Genomic DNA, 16,174 nt, shown 5'->3' on the forward strand with positions numbered 1-16,174 from the left:
AAAATACAAATAAAAAAGAGTTTTTACTTATTGACTAGAACATTAATATTATGGTATTATATAAAATTTGACATTTTTATACACTTATGCTATCATTAAAGATGATTACCACATATGGAGGTGGATGATTTGTTTCAAATTGGTGATAAAATCGTTTATCCAATGAACGGCGCAGGAGTCATCGAAGCCATTGAAGAGAAAGAAATATTAGGAACAATACGTCAATATTGTGTGATACGTATCATCAGTAAAGATATGCAAGTAATGCTTCCAATGGATCAATTACAAAAATCAGGTATTCGTTATATCGTAGATAAAGGTACGTTAGATGGTATACTTCTTGACTTTCAAAACGGGGAATCAGACACATCACTTTCCTGGAAACAAAGATATACAATGAATATGGAAAAAATGAAAAACGGCAATCTGCAAGATAGCGCAGAAGTCGTTCGCGATTTACTTCGCCGTAATAAAGAGAGAGCATTAAATGCGAGCGAAAAACAAATGCTAGATAATGCACGTAAAATGATGATTAGCGAAGTTGCTCTCGTACAAAATGTTTCTGAACATCAAGCAACAGAATTTCTTCAAGATACAATTAATCACTAAATTTAAAATAGCTGGCCGCTATTTTTTTTTGTAAAAAAGGACGAAGAGCTTTATCTCTTCGTCCTTTTATATTACCCACGCCCTGCTTGAAACGATGGATATAACGTCATTCCACCATCTGCAAATAACGTAATTCCAGTTACATAACTCGCCTCTGAGGAAGCGAGCCACGTTGCGACTGCTGCAATTTCTTCCGGTTTTCCAATGTAGCCCATCGGTATCATACTTTCTACGTCGGCACGTTTTTTTGAATCCGCAAACTTCTCTGCATTAATTGGCGTATTTATTGCACCTGGCCCAATATTATTTACGCGAATGCCTTTTGGTGCGTATTCTAGCGCTAACGTTTCTGTCATCAGTTTAATGCCTCCCTTACTAGCTGCATAGTGCACAAATAGCGGCCATGGGATTTTCTCGTGAACACTCGACATATTAATGACAGAACCTTTAATATCATGTTCTACAAAATATTTAATCGCTTCTCGGCTTCCTAAAAAAGCACCTGTTAAATTTGTATGGATTACTTTATTCCAATCTTCTAGCGGCATTTCATGCGATGGTACCGCATTTTCTATCCCTGCATTATTAATCATAACGTCAAGCGTACCAAACTCTTTCACAGCAGATTGAATGAGGTTCACAACGTCAGATTCAACCGTCACATCACCTTTTACAGCAATCGCTTCTCCGCCTATTTTTTTAATTTCTTCTAATACATCATGTGCTTCTGACTCTCGTGAGCGATAGTTAATCACTACTTTTGCTTTCTCCTTAGCAAACCGTACTCCCATCGCTCTTCCAAGACCAGTTGCTGATCCTGTAATAACGACCACTTTTCCTGCTAAATCACTATACATTTCCATACCTCCTTTAACTTTTTGCAACACCTAACATTATTCCGGCTGCGATAATAAAAACGATACCGACAACAATCCCCGTTAATTGACGTTTCGTTTTTCTTTCACCTAATATAAGAATCCCGCCAAGCGTTGAAATAATAATTCCCATTTGTGATAGCGAGAAACTTGTTGCCACTCCAACACGCGGCTGCGAAATAAATAAAAACATATTTCCAGCTGCCCAAATTAGTCCTGGAATAATATTTCGTATCGCATATTTATTAAATGGATGATGTTTAAAAGTAAGCAAAATGCCCCCTAACACCATACCAACTGCTTGTGGCAATAAAGCTGACCAACCATCGACATTAAATAGTCTAATCACTACTACATAAACCAAATAACCGACTGTTGAAATCAATAAAATGATAATGCCCCTTTTAAAATTCCCCGCCTGCTCTGCACTCTTTTCTTCTTCACTTTGAAGTGATGTTAAAATAACACCGATAATAATACAAACGAGAGCCAAAACGCCAAGGACGACTGATATTGTCGTGGACCACTCATGAAATACGATGACTCCAAATAAAGTCGTCGCAACTAATTGAAGTCCTGTTGAAATGGGCATCGTTCTCGAAACACCCATTAAATCAATACTTTTTAATTGATTCGCCTGACCAAGTGCCCAAAATAAACCTGACACAATTCCAACTCCGATAATAGTAGGAGTCAATACGGGCTTCATAAAAATATAAACAACAATTGAGAAAATAAGTGCACCAAACGTTGTACCGAGCGTTTGACTATACGGTCCTCCGCCCAGTTTCACGTTAAATAGCACAATACTTCCCCAAAATATAGCCGGTAAAATCGCTAAAAGTATGTCCATCGCTCATTACCTTTCTTTACTAAATTTCATAGGCTATCACTCTAAATCATTAGAGTGAGCTTTTATCTTTTCTTTTTCTCGTTCACAAACCTTTTCTGTAATAGCACCAGGAACATTCTTTTCTCGTTCCACCTTCTTTATCTTTACGTGATCTAAATGATCTTCCAAAGTAAGTGTAACTTTATCATTCGGCGGATTATGTGCACCTTGGAACGTAAGAAATTGTAGCGTAATTTCAAATCTAGGAACGAACTCATCTTTCTTACCGAGACGCTTTATATTTATAACGGAAGCACATTCATATTGATCCTCTGTCACTTGTCTAATAACTGAATAGTACCTATTCGATAATGCACTCTCTAACAGCTGTTCCTTTGATTCTTTCGCGAAAGAATTGCTTGGAAAAGAGAAAAAGACCGAACATATCATTGTAATAGCTACACATATTTTTTTCATAATGCCCTCCTTGTTCTATAAATTAGTGTTCGCAAAAATGCCATAAAAAAACGACTTTCCCTGTGTAGGAAAGTCGTTTTAATGAATCCAATATTAACCACCGCTCACCGGTGGGATTAGTGCAACAACATCACCAGATTGGACCCTATCATCTTCATTTGCGTACTCTTCATTAATCGCAACCATAATTGGTTCTGTCACTGGTACATTATATTCTTTAGCAACAACATCTTTTAACTCTGCAACCGTAATATTTTCTTTCTCGATTTGTAATTCACTTGTTCCTGCTTCCTCTTGCAAGTGCGCAAATAATAATACTCGAATCATACTTACAGCTCCTTCCCAGGCTCTCCTGCGGGATATGGCGTTTTTTCTAATTGATCACCAATCCATGAATCCCCATCTTCCCAAAACTCTTTTTTCCAAATCGGAACAATTTGTTTTATGCGTTCCATAATATATTCGTTCGCCTCATAAGCCGCTTTACGGTGCGGCGTTGAAACAGCAACAACAACCGCGATATCAGAAATTTGCAGTGTACCAGTGCGATGTGTAATCGCAACATATGTACCTGGCCACTTCTCTTTCACTTCTGATCCAATTTTCTCTAGCATCTTTTCTGCCATCGTTTTATAAGCGACATATTCTAAGTATAATGTACGACGCCCTTTTGTAAACTCTCTAACCGTTCCAATAAATGTTGTAACAGCGCCGCATTCGCGGCGAATAACCTTCTTTGCTACCCCTTCAATCGAGATTTCTGTATCAATTACTTCATAATACGTATTTGTCATTTCGTACTCCTTACCGTTTGTATAAACCAGTCTATATACAACTCTTCTTCTGTTATATGAAATACTCTATATTCTTCTCGTATATTTGCCGGGGCATCATACCACGTAATAACCACTACTATATTTTCTACTTTATGTAAAAGCTCCACGTCTTCCGCAGAACGAAGTAACACTACTTTCGGATAGCTCTCTTTTTTATAGCCCTCTATTAAAATTGTATCCACTTCAAAAAAATCATATAAGCGAATAATTTCTTGCAAGGACCATTCCTCTCTTAATGACGATAGTGAAAGTAATCCAGCGCCTTCTACACTACTTACGACAGCACCGGCTTTTCGGTGCCTTTCACTATCTTTTTGCGCTACTTCTGGAAAACCTCCGTGCCCGTGATGTTTAATGGTAGCAACTTTCATTTTTCGTTCAGCTAATGCATACACAATTTTTTCAACGAGCGTTGTTTTCCCGCTATTCTGATATCCTACTATTTGTAAGATTGAAGGGGCTTTGCCCATGGCCAATCACATCCCTCGTCGTGCTCTAGCAATAATACAGATACTTTCATCCCTGCCTCAAATCCTCTCGTTCCTCCAGGCAATACAATAAAAGCATTCGCATCCGCGAGTGATGATACCGCACTCGATTTATCTAAACCGACTGGCATCGCTTGTAATGCCCCTTCCACGATTGTCACCTTTGCTCTTACAAAACGAGTGAACGGATTTGGTTTCGGAAAATCCTTTTGTAAAATAGCATCTGCTCTATATACGTGAGGTTCTTTCGCATACAAATATGTTTTTATAACCGGATGCACAAATAGCTCAAAGCCTACGTAGCAAGCTGATGGATTTCCTGATAAACCGAAAAGTAACTTCCCATCAACTTCAGCTACTGTCGTTACACTTCCTGGTCTCATCGCTATTTTATTAAAGAGTACATTCGCCTGTAATCTTTCATAAATAGCTGGCAAGTAGTCATAATCTCCTACCGACACACCGCCTGTCGTAATTAAAATATCAACCTCATCCATCGCCGATTGAATAGCTGTAAAACATGCATCTAACTCGTCGGCAAGTTGGCCATAATAACGGACTTTCCCTCCGGCTTTCATAATTTGAGCTGCAATCATATACGAGTTACTATTTCTAATTTTCCCTGGCTGTAACGACTCATGTACTTCTAACAATTCGCTTCCTGTCGTCACAATACCAACAACAGGCTGTTTTACAACTTTCACAGTACTATATCCAAACGTCGCTAATAAGGCGGCAACACCTGGGTTGATTGCAACGCCTTTCTTAACGAGAACTTGATTTCGTTTTATATCTTCCCCTTTAAATGACACATTGTCACCACTATTAAAAGGACGCTTTAACTTCATATATGTTTTTCCGTTCTTCTCAAAACCTTCCGTGAGTTCTAGCATTACGACTGCATTACAATCCTCTGGAATAGCTGCTCCCGTCATAATACGAACCGCTTTAAAAGACCCTACTTCATTAAAAAAAACAGATCCCGCCCCGATTTCTCCTATTACTTCAAATTCAACTGAATTCTCTTGATTCGCTTCTTTCGTATCTTCTGCTCGAATTGCGAAACCATCGTAAGGAGAACGATCAAAATGAGGAACGTCATGATCAGAGACAACATCCTCCCCAAGAATTCTCCCGTAACTTTCCGTAATAGAAACCTCTTCTACTTCACCATTCTTCGCATATTCCATTACCCTCTCTACTGCCTCAGCAACTTGAATTGGAATTCGTTTTTCTACCATCGTTTCTCACCTCATATTTGCAATTTTTTTTATCTCGATTAAACTTTATATATTAAATAGAAATTACTTCAAGGAGGAATTCCATGTCTTCATTCACACACTTTAATGACCAAGGACGCGCGAAGATGGTTGATATAAGCGACAAAAAAGCAACCGTTCGAACAGCAATTGCGTGCTCTAGCATTGTCGTTACAAAAGAAATTTACGATAAAATCTCTCACAATAAAATTGGGAAAGGTGACGTACTAGCAGTTGCACAAATTGCAGGTATTATGGCTGCGAAACGCACTTCTGATATTATCCCAATGTGCCATCCTTTATTATTAAAAGGTGTTGACGTTTCTTTCGATTGGAAACAATCCGAAGAACACTATCGATTACTTATTGAAGTAAAAGTTAAAACAGAAGGTAGCACCGGTGTTGAAATGGAAGCTTTAACAGCTGCTTCCGCTACAGCTCTTACTGTGTACGATATGTGCAAAGCTGTTGATAAAGGTATGATTATTGGCGAAACGTATTTATTTGAAAAAACAGGTGGAAAAAGTGGAGATTATACGAGAAAGTCTTAATCTTCTCTCCTTTGAACCTAAAGGGCTTCCTTTAGGTTCAACCTATATATCTTGCATATAAGCGTTTTGCTACATTTATATCATTCGTCCCATGAATAAAGGCCCTGCCATCTGTAAATAAAACAAAACGAAATTCCTCTACCGGAAATGATAATAAATACGGAGTAGCTTTTACATCCACACTTCTTTGTAAGCGCTTTTTAATTTCTTCTAAATTAAATTCATTCCGCACACCTGGACGGATTTGTACTGTATTTCGGCCACATAACACTTCTGTTTTCGTTTGTGCTTCAAATGTTAAACTCGGATATGTACGTAATCTTCCGCAAGATAAACATGTGTCTTTTTTCTGCCTATTCACTTTAAATGCCATCTGTTGATTATTCCAAAGATCAAACGATAACATCGTTTCGCGAAGCGCCCCATAGTCTTCTACTAATATTTTCAGTGCTTCCGTTATTTGATGTGCAACTACTAATTGCACTGCCGGCTGTATAATACCGGCCGTATCACATGTTGCCCCGCTCGCTGGATGTTCCATTAAACAGCGGAAACACGGTGTTTTTCCTGGTAAAATTGTATACGTTACTCCGTAACTTCCGACACAACCACCATATATCCACGGTATATTATACTTTTGTGAAATATCATTAATAAGAAGACGTGTTTCAAAATTATCTGTCGCATCTAATATTAAATCTACCTCATTCACTAACTCTTCCATTTCTTGCACTGTTACATCAGTCACAATCGGATTTATTTCCACCTCAGAATTAATCGCTTGTAAATGCTCTGCTGCTGCTACCGCCTTTGGTTTATATTGCTTTGCATCTTCTTCTGTATATAATTGTTGCCTTTGTAAATTACTCCATTCTACATAATCACGATCCGCAATTGTTATTTTGCCAACACCTGCTCTAACAATTGCTTCTGCATTCGCTGCCCCGAGAGCACCAGCGCCGATAATAAGTACATGCTTCTCTCTAATTTTTCTTTGACCCTCTTCTCCAACACCAGAAAATAATATTTGTCTTGAATATCGCTCCTGCATACGATAGCCCCCTTTCTTATCCTCCTATATAAGACATTTCAATTTTCGGACGATTCTTTGCACTTTCTTCTGTCCGTTCATCCGAATACCTGTCTTTTCTATTCATCCATACATCTTGTATAACGCTTACCAACTCATCATCCGAAAGATTTCCTCTAAGAAGTTCCCTTACATCCAATCCTTCTGTCGCAAATAAGCAAGTATAAAACTTTCCATCTGCCGAAATTCTCGCTCTCGTACAAGAAGAACAAAATGACTCTGAAACAGAAGTAATAAAACCGACTTCGACATTTGTTCCAACGTAACGATATCGCTTCGCAACTTCACCGAAATAATGCGCTTCAGCTGGCTCAAGCGGATACACGCTATGAATCATCTCAATTAACTCTCGCTTTGTAACGACTTGATCAAAGTTCCATCCATTTGTACTACCAACATCCATAAACTCAATAAATCTAAGCGTGATTCCCTGCTCTTTAAAATACGCAGCCATCGGAAGTACTTGATGATCGTTCATCCCTTTTTTCACAACCATGTTGACCTTTATATCAAGCCCTGCCTCTTTTGCAGCCATAATTCCCTTTATAACAGGTTTCGTATTTATATTCCGGCCATTAATGCCCTTAAATACATCATCTTCTATTGCATCTAAACTAACATTTACTCTATGTAATCCAGCTTCTTTTAATGCTTTTGCTTGTTTCGTTAAATGAATCGCATTTGTCGTTAATCCTATATCTACTAACCCGTCAATTTTCACGAGACGTGCAATAAGTTTCGTTAAATCTTTACGAAGCAGTGGTTCGCCACCAGTAAGTCTAATTTTTCGTACACCGATGCTAACAAATAGTTTTGCCAAACGCTCAATTTCATCAAACGTCATTAAAAACTCATCTTTCAAAAAAGCATAATCTGGCCCAAATACTTCCGCCGGCATACAATATGTACATCTAAAATTGCAACGATCAATGACAGATATACGCAAATCTTGAAGTGGGCGTCCAAAAAAATCTGTAACCATCTCCTGCATCGCCACCCTCCCTTTCTGCCAAATTTCTCTCTTTTCATTCTATTATAATATATTTTCGAACTGCGATGTTTTTGCTCAAGGGAATAAAGTGAAACTTTCCTAACCAATTAGACTACCTACAAATAACGAGATAAAAACCTTGAAGCGTAAAAGCCCAAGGTTTTCTTCTTATTAGCTTAATCTAATAATAGTTAAAGTAGCTCCTGGTGTCGTCGTAGATAATGTAGCTATTGCAACTAATCCAAATAACTGCAGACTAATAGCAGCTCCCGCAGGCAAATTAGCAATTATTGGTGCGCTAAATGAACCAGTAGCCACTGTCGGAGCATTTATCGTTCCCGCAAGCGGACTACCATTTACAGTTATACGAGAACTTACAAGTAACCCTGCCGTTAGATTAATTGTGTAAGCTATATAATAATTCCCTGCATTCGTAACTGTAAATACAGTATTTCCTCCGCTAACAGTAATTCCTGGACCAATATTTTGATTGTTCGGTAACGGTACATTTGTCCCGCCTAATAAAACGGAAATAGCGGTTCCTGATGTATTATTCGCAAATGCATACGTTGCAGTTGTACTAACTCCGGTCACACCCGTTGCTCCTGTGGCGCCAGTTGCCCCAGCTCCCGTTGGGCCTGTTGGACCTTGGATTCCTTGTGAACCTGTTGGACCCGTATCACCGGTTGGACCTTGTGAACCGGTTGCTCCAGTGGCGCCAGTTGGACCTTGGACTCCTTGCGGGCCTTGAATTCCTTGCGGACCGGTCGCTCCTGTTGCTCCCGTGACTCCCGTTGGACCTTGGATTCCTTGTGGGCCTTGCGCTCCTGTTGCACCCGTGTTCCCCGTTGGGCCTTGTGGGCCTTGCAATCCTTGCACACCTTGTGGACCGGTTGGACCTATGTCACCTTGAACACCTTGTATTCCAGTCGGGCCTTGTGGACCGGTCGGACCTTGCAATCCTTGTATCCCTTGAATTCCCTGTGGACCTTGTGCTCCGGTTGCTCCTGTCGCACCTTGTATTCCTTGCGGGCCTTGAGCTCCTTGAATACCTTGTGGGCCTGTTGGGCCTTGAATTCCTTGTAATCCTTGAATTCCTTGCGGGCCTTGAGCTCCAGTCGCTCCCGTTACTCCTTGAATTCCTTGCGGACCTTGTATCCCTTGTGGCCCGGTTGGACCAATATCCCCTTGCACCCCTTGTATTCCTTGTGGGCCTTGTAACCCTGTCACTCCTGTTGCTCCCGTTTGCCCCGTCGCTCCAGTCACTCCGGTATCTCCTGTCGCCCCGGTTGCACCTGTTGTCCCGATTGCACCTGTTGCTCCGGTCGGTCCAGGTGGTCCTCCTGATGGACCTGTTACCCCTGTTGGACCTGATGGACCTGTTGGGCCAGTCGGTCCGGCGGGTCCTCCTGACGGACCCGTGACACCTGTTGCTCCGGTTACTCCTGTTGGACCTGTAGTTCCTTCCCCTGTCGCTCCAGTTGCACCCGTATCTCCTGTTGCTCCGGTTGGACCTTGGACTCCTTGAATTCCCTGTGGCCCCTGCACTCCTTGCGCACCCGTCGGTCCTTGTATTCCTTGAATACCTTGAACTCCCTGTGCTCCCATTGGACCTGTTGGACCTATGTCGCCTTGCACTCCTTGAACCCCTTGCGGCCCCTCTGGACCTGTTGCTCCTATATTCCCTTGAACACCTTGTATTCCAGTTGCTCCTTGTGCTCCGGTTGCTCCTGTTACACCTTGAATCCCTTGTATTCCCTGTATTCCTTGCTGGCCTTCTGGTCCTGTCGCTCCTACTGGCCCTTGTATTCCCTGTATTCCTTGCTGCCCCTCTGGACCTGTTGCTCCAACTGGTCCTGGCACTCCTTGTATTCCTTGCGGACCCTGAAGTCCTTCTGGACCTTCTGGACCTGTTGGTCCTATCTCACCCATCGGACCTTGTATCCCTTGAACTCCTTGCGGGCCCGTTGCTCCTGATGGACCCGGTACTCCTTGTATACCTTGTGGACCTTGATCTCCGGTTGCTCCTGTTACACCTTGAGGCCCTATAGCCCCCTGTATGCCTTGCGGACCTTGATCACCAGTTGCCCCCATGATCCCTTGAATCCCCTGAACTCCCTGTATTCCTTGTTCACCAGTGACACCAGTCGGACCAGGAATACCTTGAATACCTTGCGGACCTTCTGGGCCCGTTGGTCCAATTGGCCCTTGAACCCCTTGTATTCCTTGTAATCCTTGTGCTCCTGTTACCCCTGTGCTTCCAGTCGGACCTGTATTTCCCGTTTCTCCAGTTGCACCTGTACTTCCTGTTACCCCTGTATTTCCCGTCGCACCAGTACTTCCACTCGGTCCACCACCTGGACCTGTTGCACCAGTTGGCCCCGTCGGACCAGGAGGTCCTCCAGATGGGCCCGTTACCCCTGTTGGACCTGTTATTCCAGCAGGACCCGTTGTCCCCTGACCAGTCGCTCCGGTTGGACCAGTACTTCCACTCGCTCCTTGTAAGCCTTGTATCCCTTGCGCTCCTTGTATTCCTTGTGGACCTGTTGCTCCTGGTACTCCTTGCACACCTTGAATTCCTTGTGGCCCCTCAGGTCCAGTAGCCCCAATCGGACCTTGTAACCCTTGTATTCCCTGTATCCCTTGTGCTCCAGTCGCTCCAGTTGGACCAATCGGCCCCTGTAACCCTTGCACCCCTTGAGGTCCTATCGCTCCAGTTTCTCCTTGTGGCCCCCTCAATCCTTGTGGACCCTGCTGTCCTTCTGGTCCTGTTGCACCCATTTGTCCAGCTGGACCTTGAATCCCTTGAACACCTTGAGGTCCTGTCGGGCCCATCTCCCCCATCGGACCTTGAAATCCCCTTGGTCCTTGTGGGCCAGTCGGGCCTTGTGGACCGGTTGGACCAGTGATTCCGATGCCAGTAAATCCCGTTGGAACGGGAGGAAAGGTAGGTCCAATAAGATTTGGTGGAATTCTGAAATTAGAGTTTAATGAATTTTTTTTATCACGCTCTTTCACACTTTCACCACCTATATACCTCTTTTTACTTTAAACAAACCTTTTCTTAATATGTATTTACAAAAATAATCTCCAAGACTATTTTTTATTGTAAATAATAAAAACCCCCTTAATTTTTTAAGGGAGTCCAGCAACTGAATCCATATTATCTGTATTAGGGACAGCTTGCATAGTACTCGATACATTTGCACTTTGCCCCATATTTGTTCCCGTTACAGTACCGGCAGGAGTTCCCCTTGTATATGTTGTCGTCACTGAATCTCCTGGCTGCAAGCAAAGCTTCGTCTCCGTTCCTATTACTGTAACAACATCAATCCAAGTACACCCCACTGAACCACTATACGATTTCGAAGCAGTAAATGACGTATCACTCAAATTATCACCGGTAAATATATTCCCAGTGTTATTCACAATAACAAACTCTTTTATATGAGCAGGCATAATCACACTCTACCTTTCCGCTATGAACCTAATGTACGTGTACTCGTTGCTAATGGCGGTAGAAAAACTGATGTTCGAATCACCACTTCTGGCTGCCGTTTCCCATTTAAAAAAACAGCCGCACTCGATCCTCCAGCACCCGCATAAGCTTTCGATACAGCTAAAGGTGCGATATTATAACAGTCGCCAACATTAACAGCCCCTGTATTATTAATAATTTTTACTTTCCGCATGTTAATCCCCATTTACCTATCCCCCTTTTGTACACTGTATGCAAAAAAAAAAAACTTGAAACAAACACGTTTCAAGTTTTTTTAAGCTACTTATTTCGTTTCACCTTCATATTGAAGCATACCGCCAACCATATTCATTGTTTTAAATCCTTGCTCATTTAAATAATGGCATACATTTTCACTGCGCATTCCCGAACGACAAATAAAGATATATTCATTCTCTTTATCAAAGAAATCTACTTTATTTGGGATATCGCCCATTTTAATATGTACAGCTTCTGGAATTTTCCCTGCTGCTACTTCTTCATCTTCCCTTACGTCTACTAAAAATAACGTTTCTCCATTTTCTAAACGCTCTTGCACTTCTTCTGTAGTAATTGTTTTAACTTCTGTCATATGTCGTTCCTCCTTATATACAATAAAACCTTTAGTCTCTTCCTTAAAAAAGCATGTCTAATCAATTTTAGCATGCGAAAGAAAGAACGCAAAGAATGGAAAATTTATTTCTCAATTTTCCCGCAAAACTTATTCTTTACAAACATAACTCGTGCATTGTATCCTCAATATACTTGTTTTATGAAAGGAGCCAATGAAAATGACACTTTTCCTTTTCATTACGGGCATCATTTTCTTAATCGCTGCAATTATTGCTCTTAGTATGAAAAATAATAAAAAGATAAAATCGCCACAAGAAATATCATTCTTATTTCTATTACTTAGTATAGCGTTCTTCGGTATAGCAATTGCCACATATATTTTCCGCCTACAAATCATGTAAAAAAAGGTGCCTACTACATTCATTGCACCTTTTTCACATCATTTATTTTCTACACAAAGCTAGATACTTTCCGATTTAAAAATTCATAAACTTTCTTTTCAAATAAATGAATATCAAATGCTCCCGCCATATGTCCATTTATACTTTCTATCTCATACACTTCCGCATATTTCCCTTGTTTTTGCAAAATGTCTACCATTTTATAATTATAACGTGACGGCTGAAGCAAATCTTGTTTGCACGGAATCATAAGTACATTCGCTTCTATGTTAGAAAGAGCATCTTCTAAAGATGAAAATCCATGCGCAATATCATGTAATAAAACTGCTTTCGCAGTGTACATCCACGAATTTGCATCTACTAACTCTATACTTCTATATGTCACTTTATTTATTTCTTTCTCAAATGATGTTAATGTAAACACATTTTCATAAGGGTCTACTTCTATACTATTACGAGGAAATGTTGTTTCATAAAAATGCTCATCAAACGCGTTCATAAACATCATTCTATTTGCTAAATGAAGTCCCTTCATTGGCTGCTCTTCTCCATATTTTCCGCCCTTCCAACTTGGATCCATTTGAATGGCCTCAATTGCATTTTGCGCTACATTTACCGACGTAATAATTGGATTTTGCGGGTTCGTAATAACGCCAATCATCCGCTCTACCATATGAGGATAATGAACTGCCCATTGCTGCGCAATCATCCCGCCAGCTGACGGTCCAATTACAGCATGTAGCCTTGCGATTCCCATATCTTTTATTAACTCATATTGCATACGAGCTACATCGAGAAATGTAAAAACTGGAAAATCCATCGCATATTCATCTCCAGTTTTCGGATGAATCGATTTCGGTCCCGTTGTAATTACATAAGGGTTCTTCACCTGCACATTACAAAGATTATCAGTGCATATAACATAATATTTATTTGTATCAATTGCTTTTCCCGGTCCAATTAAACCATCCCACCAACCAGACTCCTCATCATGCGCTGTATATTTTCCTGCCGCGTGACTCGTTGCACTAAAATAATGGCATACCAAAATCGCATTTGACCTTTCTCTATTTAAAGTACCATACGTCTCATACCCCATTTGAACAGGAATTCCCCTACCATTTTCAAACGTAAATTCTTTTAAAATAAACTTCTCTTTTTTTACAATTTGCACAGACTCTCCCTCTCCCCGTTATAGTATGAACTGCTTACTAAAGGATTTTTTCTATGCAAACCAATCTCCTCCTTCTTTTCATAAATAAATGAATAATATACAAAATTAGCCACAAAATAGCACTATATTACACAATTAAAGAGGGAATACATATGATTTGGAATTGGCTACGTAAGAAAAAAAAATCAAATACAACAGAAAAAAACGAAACAGATAACTCGGATCAGAATCAACAGCGAAATTCTAAACAAGACGACTCAGATCAGAATCAACAACAAAACTCTAAGCAAAACGACTCGGATCAGAATCAACAACAAAATTCTAAACAAAACAACTCGGATCAGAATCAACAACAAAATTCTAAACAAAACAACTCGGATCAGAATCAACAACAAAATTCTAAGCAAAACGACTCGGATCAGAATCAACAACAAAACTCTAAACAAAACGACTCGGATCAGGATAAACAGCAACACTCTAAGAAAGATAACTCGGCCCAAGATCAACAACAAAACTCTAAACAAGGTAACTTGGATCAAGATCAGCAGCAAAACTCTAAACAAAGTAACTCGGATCAAGATCAGCAGCAAAACTCTAAACAAAGTAACTCGAATCAAGATCAGCAGCAAAACTCTAAACAAAGTAACTCGGATCAAGATCAGCAGCAAAATTCTAAACAAAGTAACTCGGATCAGAATCAACAACAAAATTCTAAACAAGACGACTCGGATCAGAATCAACAACAAAATTCTAAACAAGACGACTCGGATCAGAATCAGCAACACTCTAAGAAAGATAACTCGACCCAAGATCAGCAGCAAAACTCTAAACAAGGTAACTCGGATCAGAATCAACAACAAAATTCTAAACAAGACGACTCGGATCAGAATCAGCAACACTCTAAGAAAGATAACTCGACCCAAGATCAGCAGCAAAACTCTAAACAAGGTAACTCGGATCAAGATCAGCAACACTCTAAGAAAGATAACTCGACCCAAGATCAGCAGCAAAACTCTGGAAATAATAGTATTTATGATTTTACGAAACCAGAAAAAGACCGTATTCATTCTCTACAAGATTTAATAGAGAAGCTCAAACAATCTAGCGATTTTGTTAATTATCACACATCTGACAATGAAACGATGCCTTATTGGATTTCTTACTATCGACCTTCGCTTGATGGCGAGAAGTTGCAAAAGTATTTAATGCCTACTCTTTTAGCACGACCTTGTGCTTCATTAGAAGAACTAAAAGAACACATTCCAATGAGCGGGATTACAATTACGAACGATTTACAAAAAATTGAGGACATGGTGTTAAAAGGACATGCGATTATTCAATTGAACCAGCAAGATCAAAAATGTATGCTTGCAAACATCGCGATTGATAATTATCGTGCACCAACCCCCCCTTTAAACGAATCGACTGTTATTGGTCCTCAAGAAGGTTTCGTAGAAGATATTGATACAAATATTAATTTAGTTCGAAAACGTCTTCCTGTTTTAGATTTACAAACAAAAGAAATGATTGTCGGGGAGTTTTCCAAAACAAAAGTTGTCATGATGTATTTAGACAACCTCGCAGAAAAAGATAATGTAGATTTTCTCGAGGAGTCATTACGTGCTCTTGAATATGATCAAATTAATGATAGTGCTTATATACAAGAACTAATGGGTGAAAAGTCGATTTTCCCTCTCTATATCAATACAGAACGCACTGATAGAGTTACAAAAGCACTAATCGATGGGAAAATCGCTATTTTTGTTGATGGCTCTCCAAGTGTTTTACTAACACCTGTATCCTATTTTGATTTTTTCATTTCACCAGAAGACTATAACGTCTCTTGGCTATACGCTACATTTTCACGCATTTTACGCCTTATCGCCGTTCTATTCTCGATATGCGCTACACCGTTATATGTCGCAGTTTTAAATTATCATTATGAACTTATTCCAAGTGACTTACTTGAAACTTTGATTTTATCAAGGGCACAAGTACCATTCCCGCCTTTAATTGAAGCACTCTTTTTAGAACTCGCAATCGACTTATTAAGAGAAGCTGGCGCAAGATTACCGATGAAAGTAGGTCAAACGCTCGGTATTGTAGGCGGTATCGTAATCGGGCAAGCATCTGTACAAGCTGGTTTAACGAGTAATATTTTATTAATTATCGTTGCTTTATCAGCACTTGCTTCCTTTATTACACCTATTTATAAAATGGGTAATGCAGTTCGATTATTACGTTTCCCATTTCTTATCTTTGCAGAAATCGGAGGACTGTTTGGAATTTCTCTTGGATTTATCTTTTTATTTACTCATCTATTCAGACTTACTTCCTTACGTAAGCCGTATGCTTTGTTTTATCCGACAAGACAACAATCTGTTAAAGATTCTTGGATCCGTTTTCCATTAACAATGATTGATACAAGAGATGTGCAAGCAAGACCACAACATGTAAAAAAAGCTGCGAAAGGAATTTCAACAAAACATAGATCGGACTTTGATGATTAAGAAATGAGGTGC

Annotated in this window: 18 protein-coding genes; 4 read left to right on the top strand and 14 right to left on the bottom strand. The window is 40.1% G+C overall.

All coding sequences use genetic code 11. The features are described 5' to 3' along the window. Window positions 1–114 precede the first annotated feature (114 nt). On the top strand, window positions 115–609 hold the full coding sequence (locus KZZ19_RS23055; RefSeq protein ID WP_061676805.1) for a CarD family transcriptional regulator: 495 nt from the start codon (window positions 115–117) through the stop codon (window positions 607–609). 71 nt (window positions 610–680) lie between these two features. On the opposite strand, the gene KZZ19_RS23060 is transcribed toward KZZ19_RS23055, so the two are convergent. The 7 genes from KZZ19_RS23060 to moeA form a co-directional block, all read right to left on the bottom strand. Next, the gene (locus KZZ19_RS23060) at window positions 681–1,466 is read right to left on the bottom strand and encodes a glucose 1-dehydrogenase (protein WP_237981557.1); all 786 of its coding nucleotides are present in this window, start codon (window positions 1,464–1,466) and stop codon (window positions 681–683) included. A 13-nt stretch (window positions 1,467–1,479) separates the two neighbouring features. Further along, on the bottom strand, window positions 1,480–2,337 hold the full coding sequence (gene glcU / locus KZZ19_RS23065) for a glucose uptake protein GlcU (RefSeq protein ID WP_237981556.1): 858 nt from the start codon (window positions 2,335–2,337) through the stop codon (window positions 1,480–1,482). A 36-nt stretch (window positions 2,338–2,373) separates the two neighbouring features. Then, window positions 2,374–2,793 (bottom strand): DUF3888 domain-containing protein, encoded by a 420-nt coding sequence (locus KZZ19_RS23070; protein ID WP_237981555.1) that lies wholly within the window; start codon window positions 2,791–2,793, stop codon window positions 2,374–2,376. A 93-nt stretch (window positions 2,794–2,886) separates the two neighbouring features. Next, complete coding sequence (gene moaD / locus KZZ19_RS23075; RefSeq protein ID WP_237981554.1) at window positions 2,887–3,120, bottom strand: molybdopterin converting factor subunit 1; 234 nt, start codon at window positions 3,118–3,120, stop codon at window positions 2,887–2,889. A 2-nt stretch (window positions 3,121–3,122) separates the two neighbouring features. Next, a complete protein-coding gene (gene moaE, locus KZZ19_RS23080) occupies window positions 3,123–3,587 on the bottom strand; it encodes a molybdopterin synthase catalytic subunit MoaE (protein ID WP_237981553.1) in 465 nt (154 codons plus the stop codon). After that, complete coding sequence (gene mobB / locus KZZ19_RS23085; protein ID WP_237981552.1) at window positions 3,584–4,099, bottom strand: molybdopterin-guanine dinucleotide biosynthesis protein B; 516 nt, start codon at window positions 4,097–4,099, stop codon at window positions 3,584–3,586. The genes moaE and mobB overlap by 4 nt, the downstream gene beginning before the upstream one ends. Next, the gene (moeA, locus tag KZZ19_RS23090; protein WP_237981551.1) at window positions 4,069–5,358 is read right to left on the bottom strand and encodes a molybdopterin molybdotransferase MoeA; all 1,290 of its coding nucleotides are present in this window, start codon (window positions 5,356–5,358) and stop codon (window positions 4,069–4,071) included. The genes mobB and moeA overlap by 31 nt, the downstream gene beginning before the upstream one ends. An 83-nt stretch (window positions 5,359–5,441) precedes the next feature. On the opposite strand from moeA, the gene moaC reads away from it, so the two are divergent. After that, window positions 5,442–5,927 (top strand): cyclic pyranopterin monophosphate synthase MoaC, encoded by a 486-nt coding sequence (moaC, locus tag KZZ19_RS23095; RefSeq protein ID WP_237981550.1) that lies wholly within the window; start codon window positions 5,442–5,444, stop codon window positions 5,925–5,927. Window positions 5,928–5,964: 37 nt separating this feature from the next. Here the strand turns inward: moaC and KZZ19_RS23100 are convergent, their stop codons facing one another. From KZZ19_RS23100 to KZZ19_RS23125, 6 genes are all read right to left on the bottom strand, one after another. Continuing rightward, window positions 5,965–6,978, bottom strand: coding sequence for a molybdopterin-synthase adenylyltransferase MoeB (locus tag KZZ19_RS23100; protein ID WP_237981549.1), 1,014 nt, complete (start codon window positions 6,976–6,978; stop codon window positions 5,965–5,967). Between the two features lie 16 nt (window positions 6,979–6,994). After that, complete coding sequence (moaA, locus tag KZZ19_RS23105; protein WP_088098059.1) at window positions 6,995–8,008, bottom strand: GTP 3',8-cyclase MoaA; 1,014 nt, start codon at window positions 8,006–8,008, stop codon at window positions 6,995–6,997. A 171-nt stretch (window positions 8,009–8,179) separates the two neighbouring features. Further along, window positions 8,180–11,026 (bottom strand): BclA-related collagen-like exosporium protein, encoded by a 2,847-nt coding sequence (locus KZZ19_RS23110; protein WP_237981548.1) that lies wholly within the window; start codon window positions 11,024–11,026, stop codon window positions 8,180–8,182. 117 nt (window positions 11,027–11,143) lie between these two features. Then, a complete protein-coding gene (locus KZZ19_RS23115) occupies window positions 11,144–11,467 on the bottom strand; it encodes a hypothetical protein (RefSeq protein WP_088098061.1) in 324 nt (107 codons plus the stop codon). Window positions 11,468–11,487: 20 nt separating this feature from the next. Beyond that, entirely contained in the window at window positions 11,488–11,712 is a 225-nt protein-coding gene (locus tag KZZ19_RS23120; RefSeq protein WP_237981547.1) for a spore germination protein, read from the bottom strand. A gap of 78 nt (window positions 11,713–11,790) precedes the next feature. After that, window positions 11,791–12,096 (bottom strand): rhodanese-like domain-containing protein, encoded by a 306-nt coding sequence (locus KZZ19_RS23125; RefSeq protein WP_000141210.1) that lies wholly within the window; start codon window positions 12,094–12,096, stop codon window positions 11,791–11,793. Between the two features lie 199 nt (window positions 12,097–12,295). Between KZZ19_RS23125 and KZZ19_RS23130 the strand changes: the two genes are divergently transcribed. Next, complete coding sequence (locus KZZ19_RS23130) at window positions 12,296–12,478, top strand: hypothetical protein (protein ID WP_016085879.1); 183 nt, start codon at window positions 12,296–12,298, stop codon at window positions 12,476–12,478. A gap of 49 nt (window positions 12,479–12,527) precedes the next feature. On the opposite strand, the gene KZZ19_RS23135 is transcribed toward KZZ19_RS23130, so the two are convergent. Then, window positions 12,528–13,652 carry an alpha/beta fold hydrolase gene (locus tag KZZ19_RS23135; RefSeq protein WP_237981546.1) on the bottom strand — a complete coding sequence of 375 codons (1,125 nt, stop codon included), beginning with the start codon at window positions 13,650–13,652 and terminating at the stop codon, window positions 12,528–12,530. Between the two features lie 152 nt (window positions 13,653–13,804). Between KZZ19_RS23135 and KZZ19_RS23140 the strand changes: the two genes are divergently transcribed. Beyond that, the gene (locus tag KZZ19_RS23140) at window positions 13,805–16,162 is read left to right on the top strand and encodes a spore germination protein (RefSeq protein WP_348638010.1); all 2,358 of its coding nucleotides are present in this window, start codon (window positions 13,805–13,807) and stop codon (window positions 16,160–16,162) included. Window positions 16,163–16,174: the final 12 nt, after the last annotated feature.

It is taken from the genome of Bacillus thuringiensis (assembly GCF_022095615.2).
Taxonomy (GTDB): Bacteria; Bacillota; Bacilli; order Bacillales; family Bacillaceae_G; genus Bacillus_A; species Bacillus_A cereus_AG.

Coding starts and splice junctions, on each gene's coding strand:
- KZZ19_RS23055 (WP_061676805.1), top strand. CDS start 115: ATGGAGGTGGATGATTTGTTTCAAATTGGTGATAAAATCGTTTATCCA.
- KZZ19_RS23060 (WP_237981557.1), bottom strand. CDS start 1,466: ATGTATAGTGATTTAGCAGGAAAAGTGGTCGTTATTACAGGATCAGCA.
- glcU (WP_237981556.1), bottom strand. CDS start 2,337: ATGGACATACTTTTAGCGATTTTACCGGCTATATTTTGGGGAAGTATT.
- KZZ19_RS23070 (WP_237981555.1), bottom strand. CDS start 2,793: ATGAAAAAAATATGTGTAGCTATTACAATGATATGTTCGGTCTTTTTC.
- moaD (WP_237981554.1), bottom strand. CDS start 3,120: ATGATTCGAGTATTATTATTTGCGCACTTGCAAGAGGAAGCAGGAACA.
- moaE (WP_237981553.1), bottom strand. CDS start 3,587: ATGACAAATACGTATTATGAAGTAATTGATACAGAAATCTCGATTGAA.
- mobB (WP_237981552.1), bottom strand. CDS start 4,099: ATGGGCAAAGCCCCTTCAATCTTACAAATAGTAGGATATCAGAATAGC.
- moeA (WP_237981551.1), bottom strand. CDS start 5,358: ATGGTAGAAAAACGAATTCCAATTCAAGTTGCTGAGGCAGTAGAGAGG.
- moaC (WP_237981550.1), top strand. CDS start 5,442: ATGTCTTCATTCACACACTTTAATGACCAAGGACGCGCGAAGATGGTT.
- KZZ19_RS23100 (WP_237981549.1), bottom strand. CDS start 6,978: ATGCAGGAGCGATATTCAAGACAAATATTATTTTCTGGTGTTGGAGAA.
- moaA (WP_088098059.1), bottom strand. CDS start 8,008: ATGCAGGAGATGGTTACAGATTTTTTTGGACGCCCACTTCAAGATTTG.
- KZZ19_RS23115 (WP_088098061.1), bottom strand. CDS start 11,467: ATGCCTGCTCATATAAAAGAGTTTGTTATTGTGAATAACACTGGGAAT.
- KZZ19_RS23120 (WP_237981547.1), bottom strand. CDS start 11,712: ATGGGGATTAACATGCGGAAAGTAAAAATTATTAATAATACAGGGGCT.
- KZZ19_RS23125 (WP_000141210.1), bottom strand. CDS start 12,096: ATGACAGAAGTTAAAACAATTACTACAGAAGAAGTGCAAGAGCGTTTA.
- KZZ19_RS23130 (WP_016085879.1), top strand. CDS start 12,296: ATGACACTTTTCCTTTTCATTACGGGCATCATTTTCTTAATCGCTGCA.
- KZZ19_RS23140 (WP_348638010.1), top strand. CDS start 13,805: ATGATTTGGAATTGGCTACGTAAGAAAAAAAAATCAAATACAACAGAA.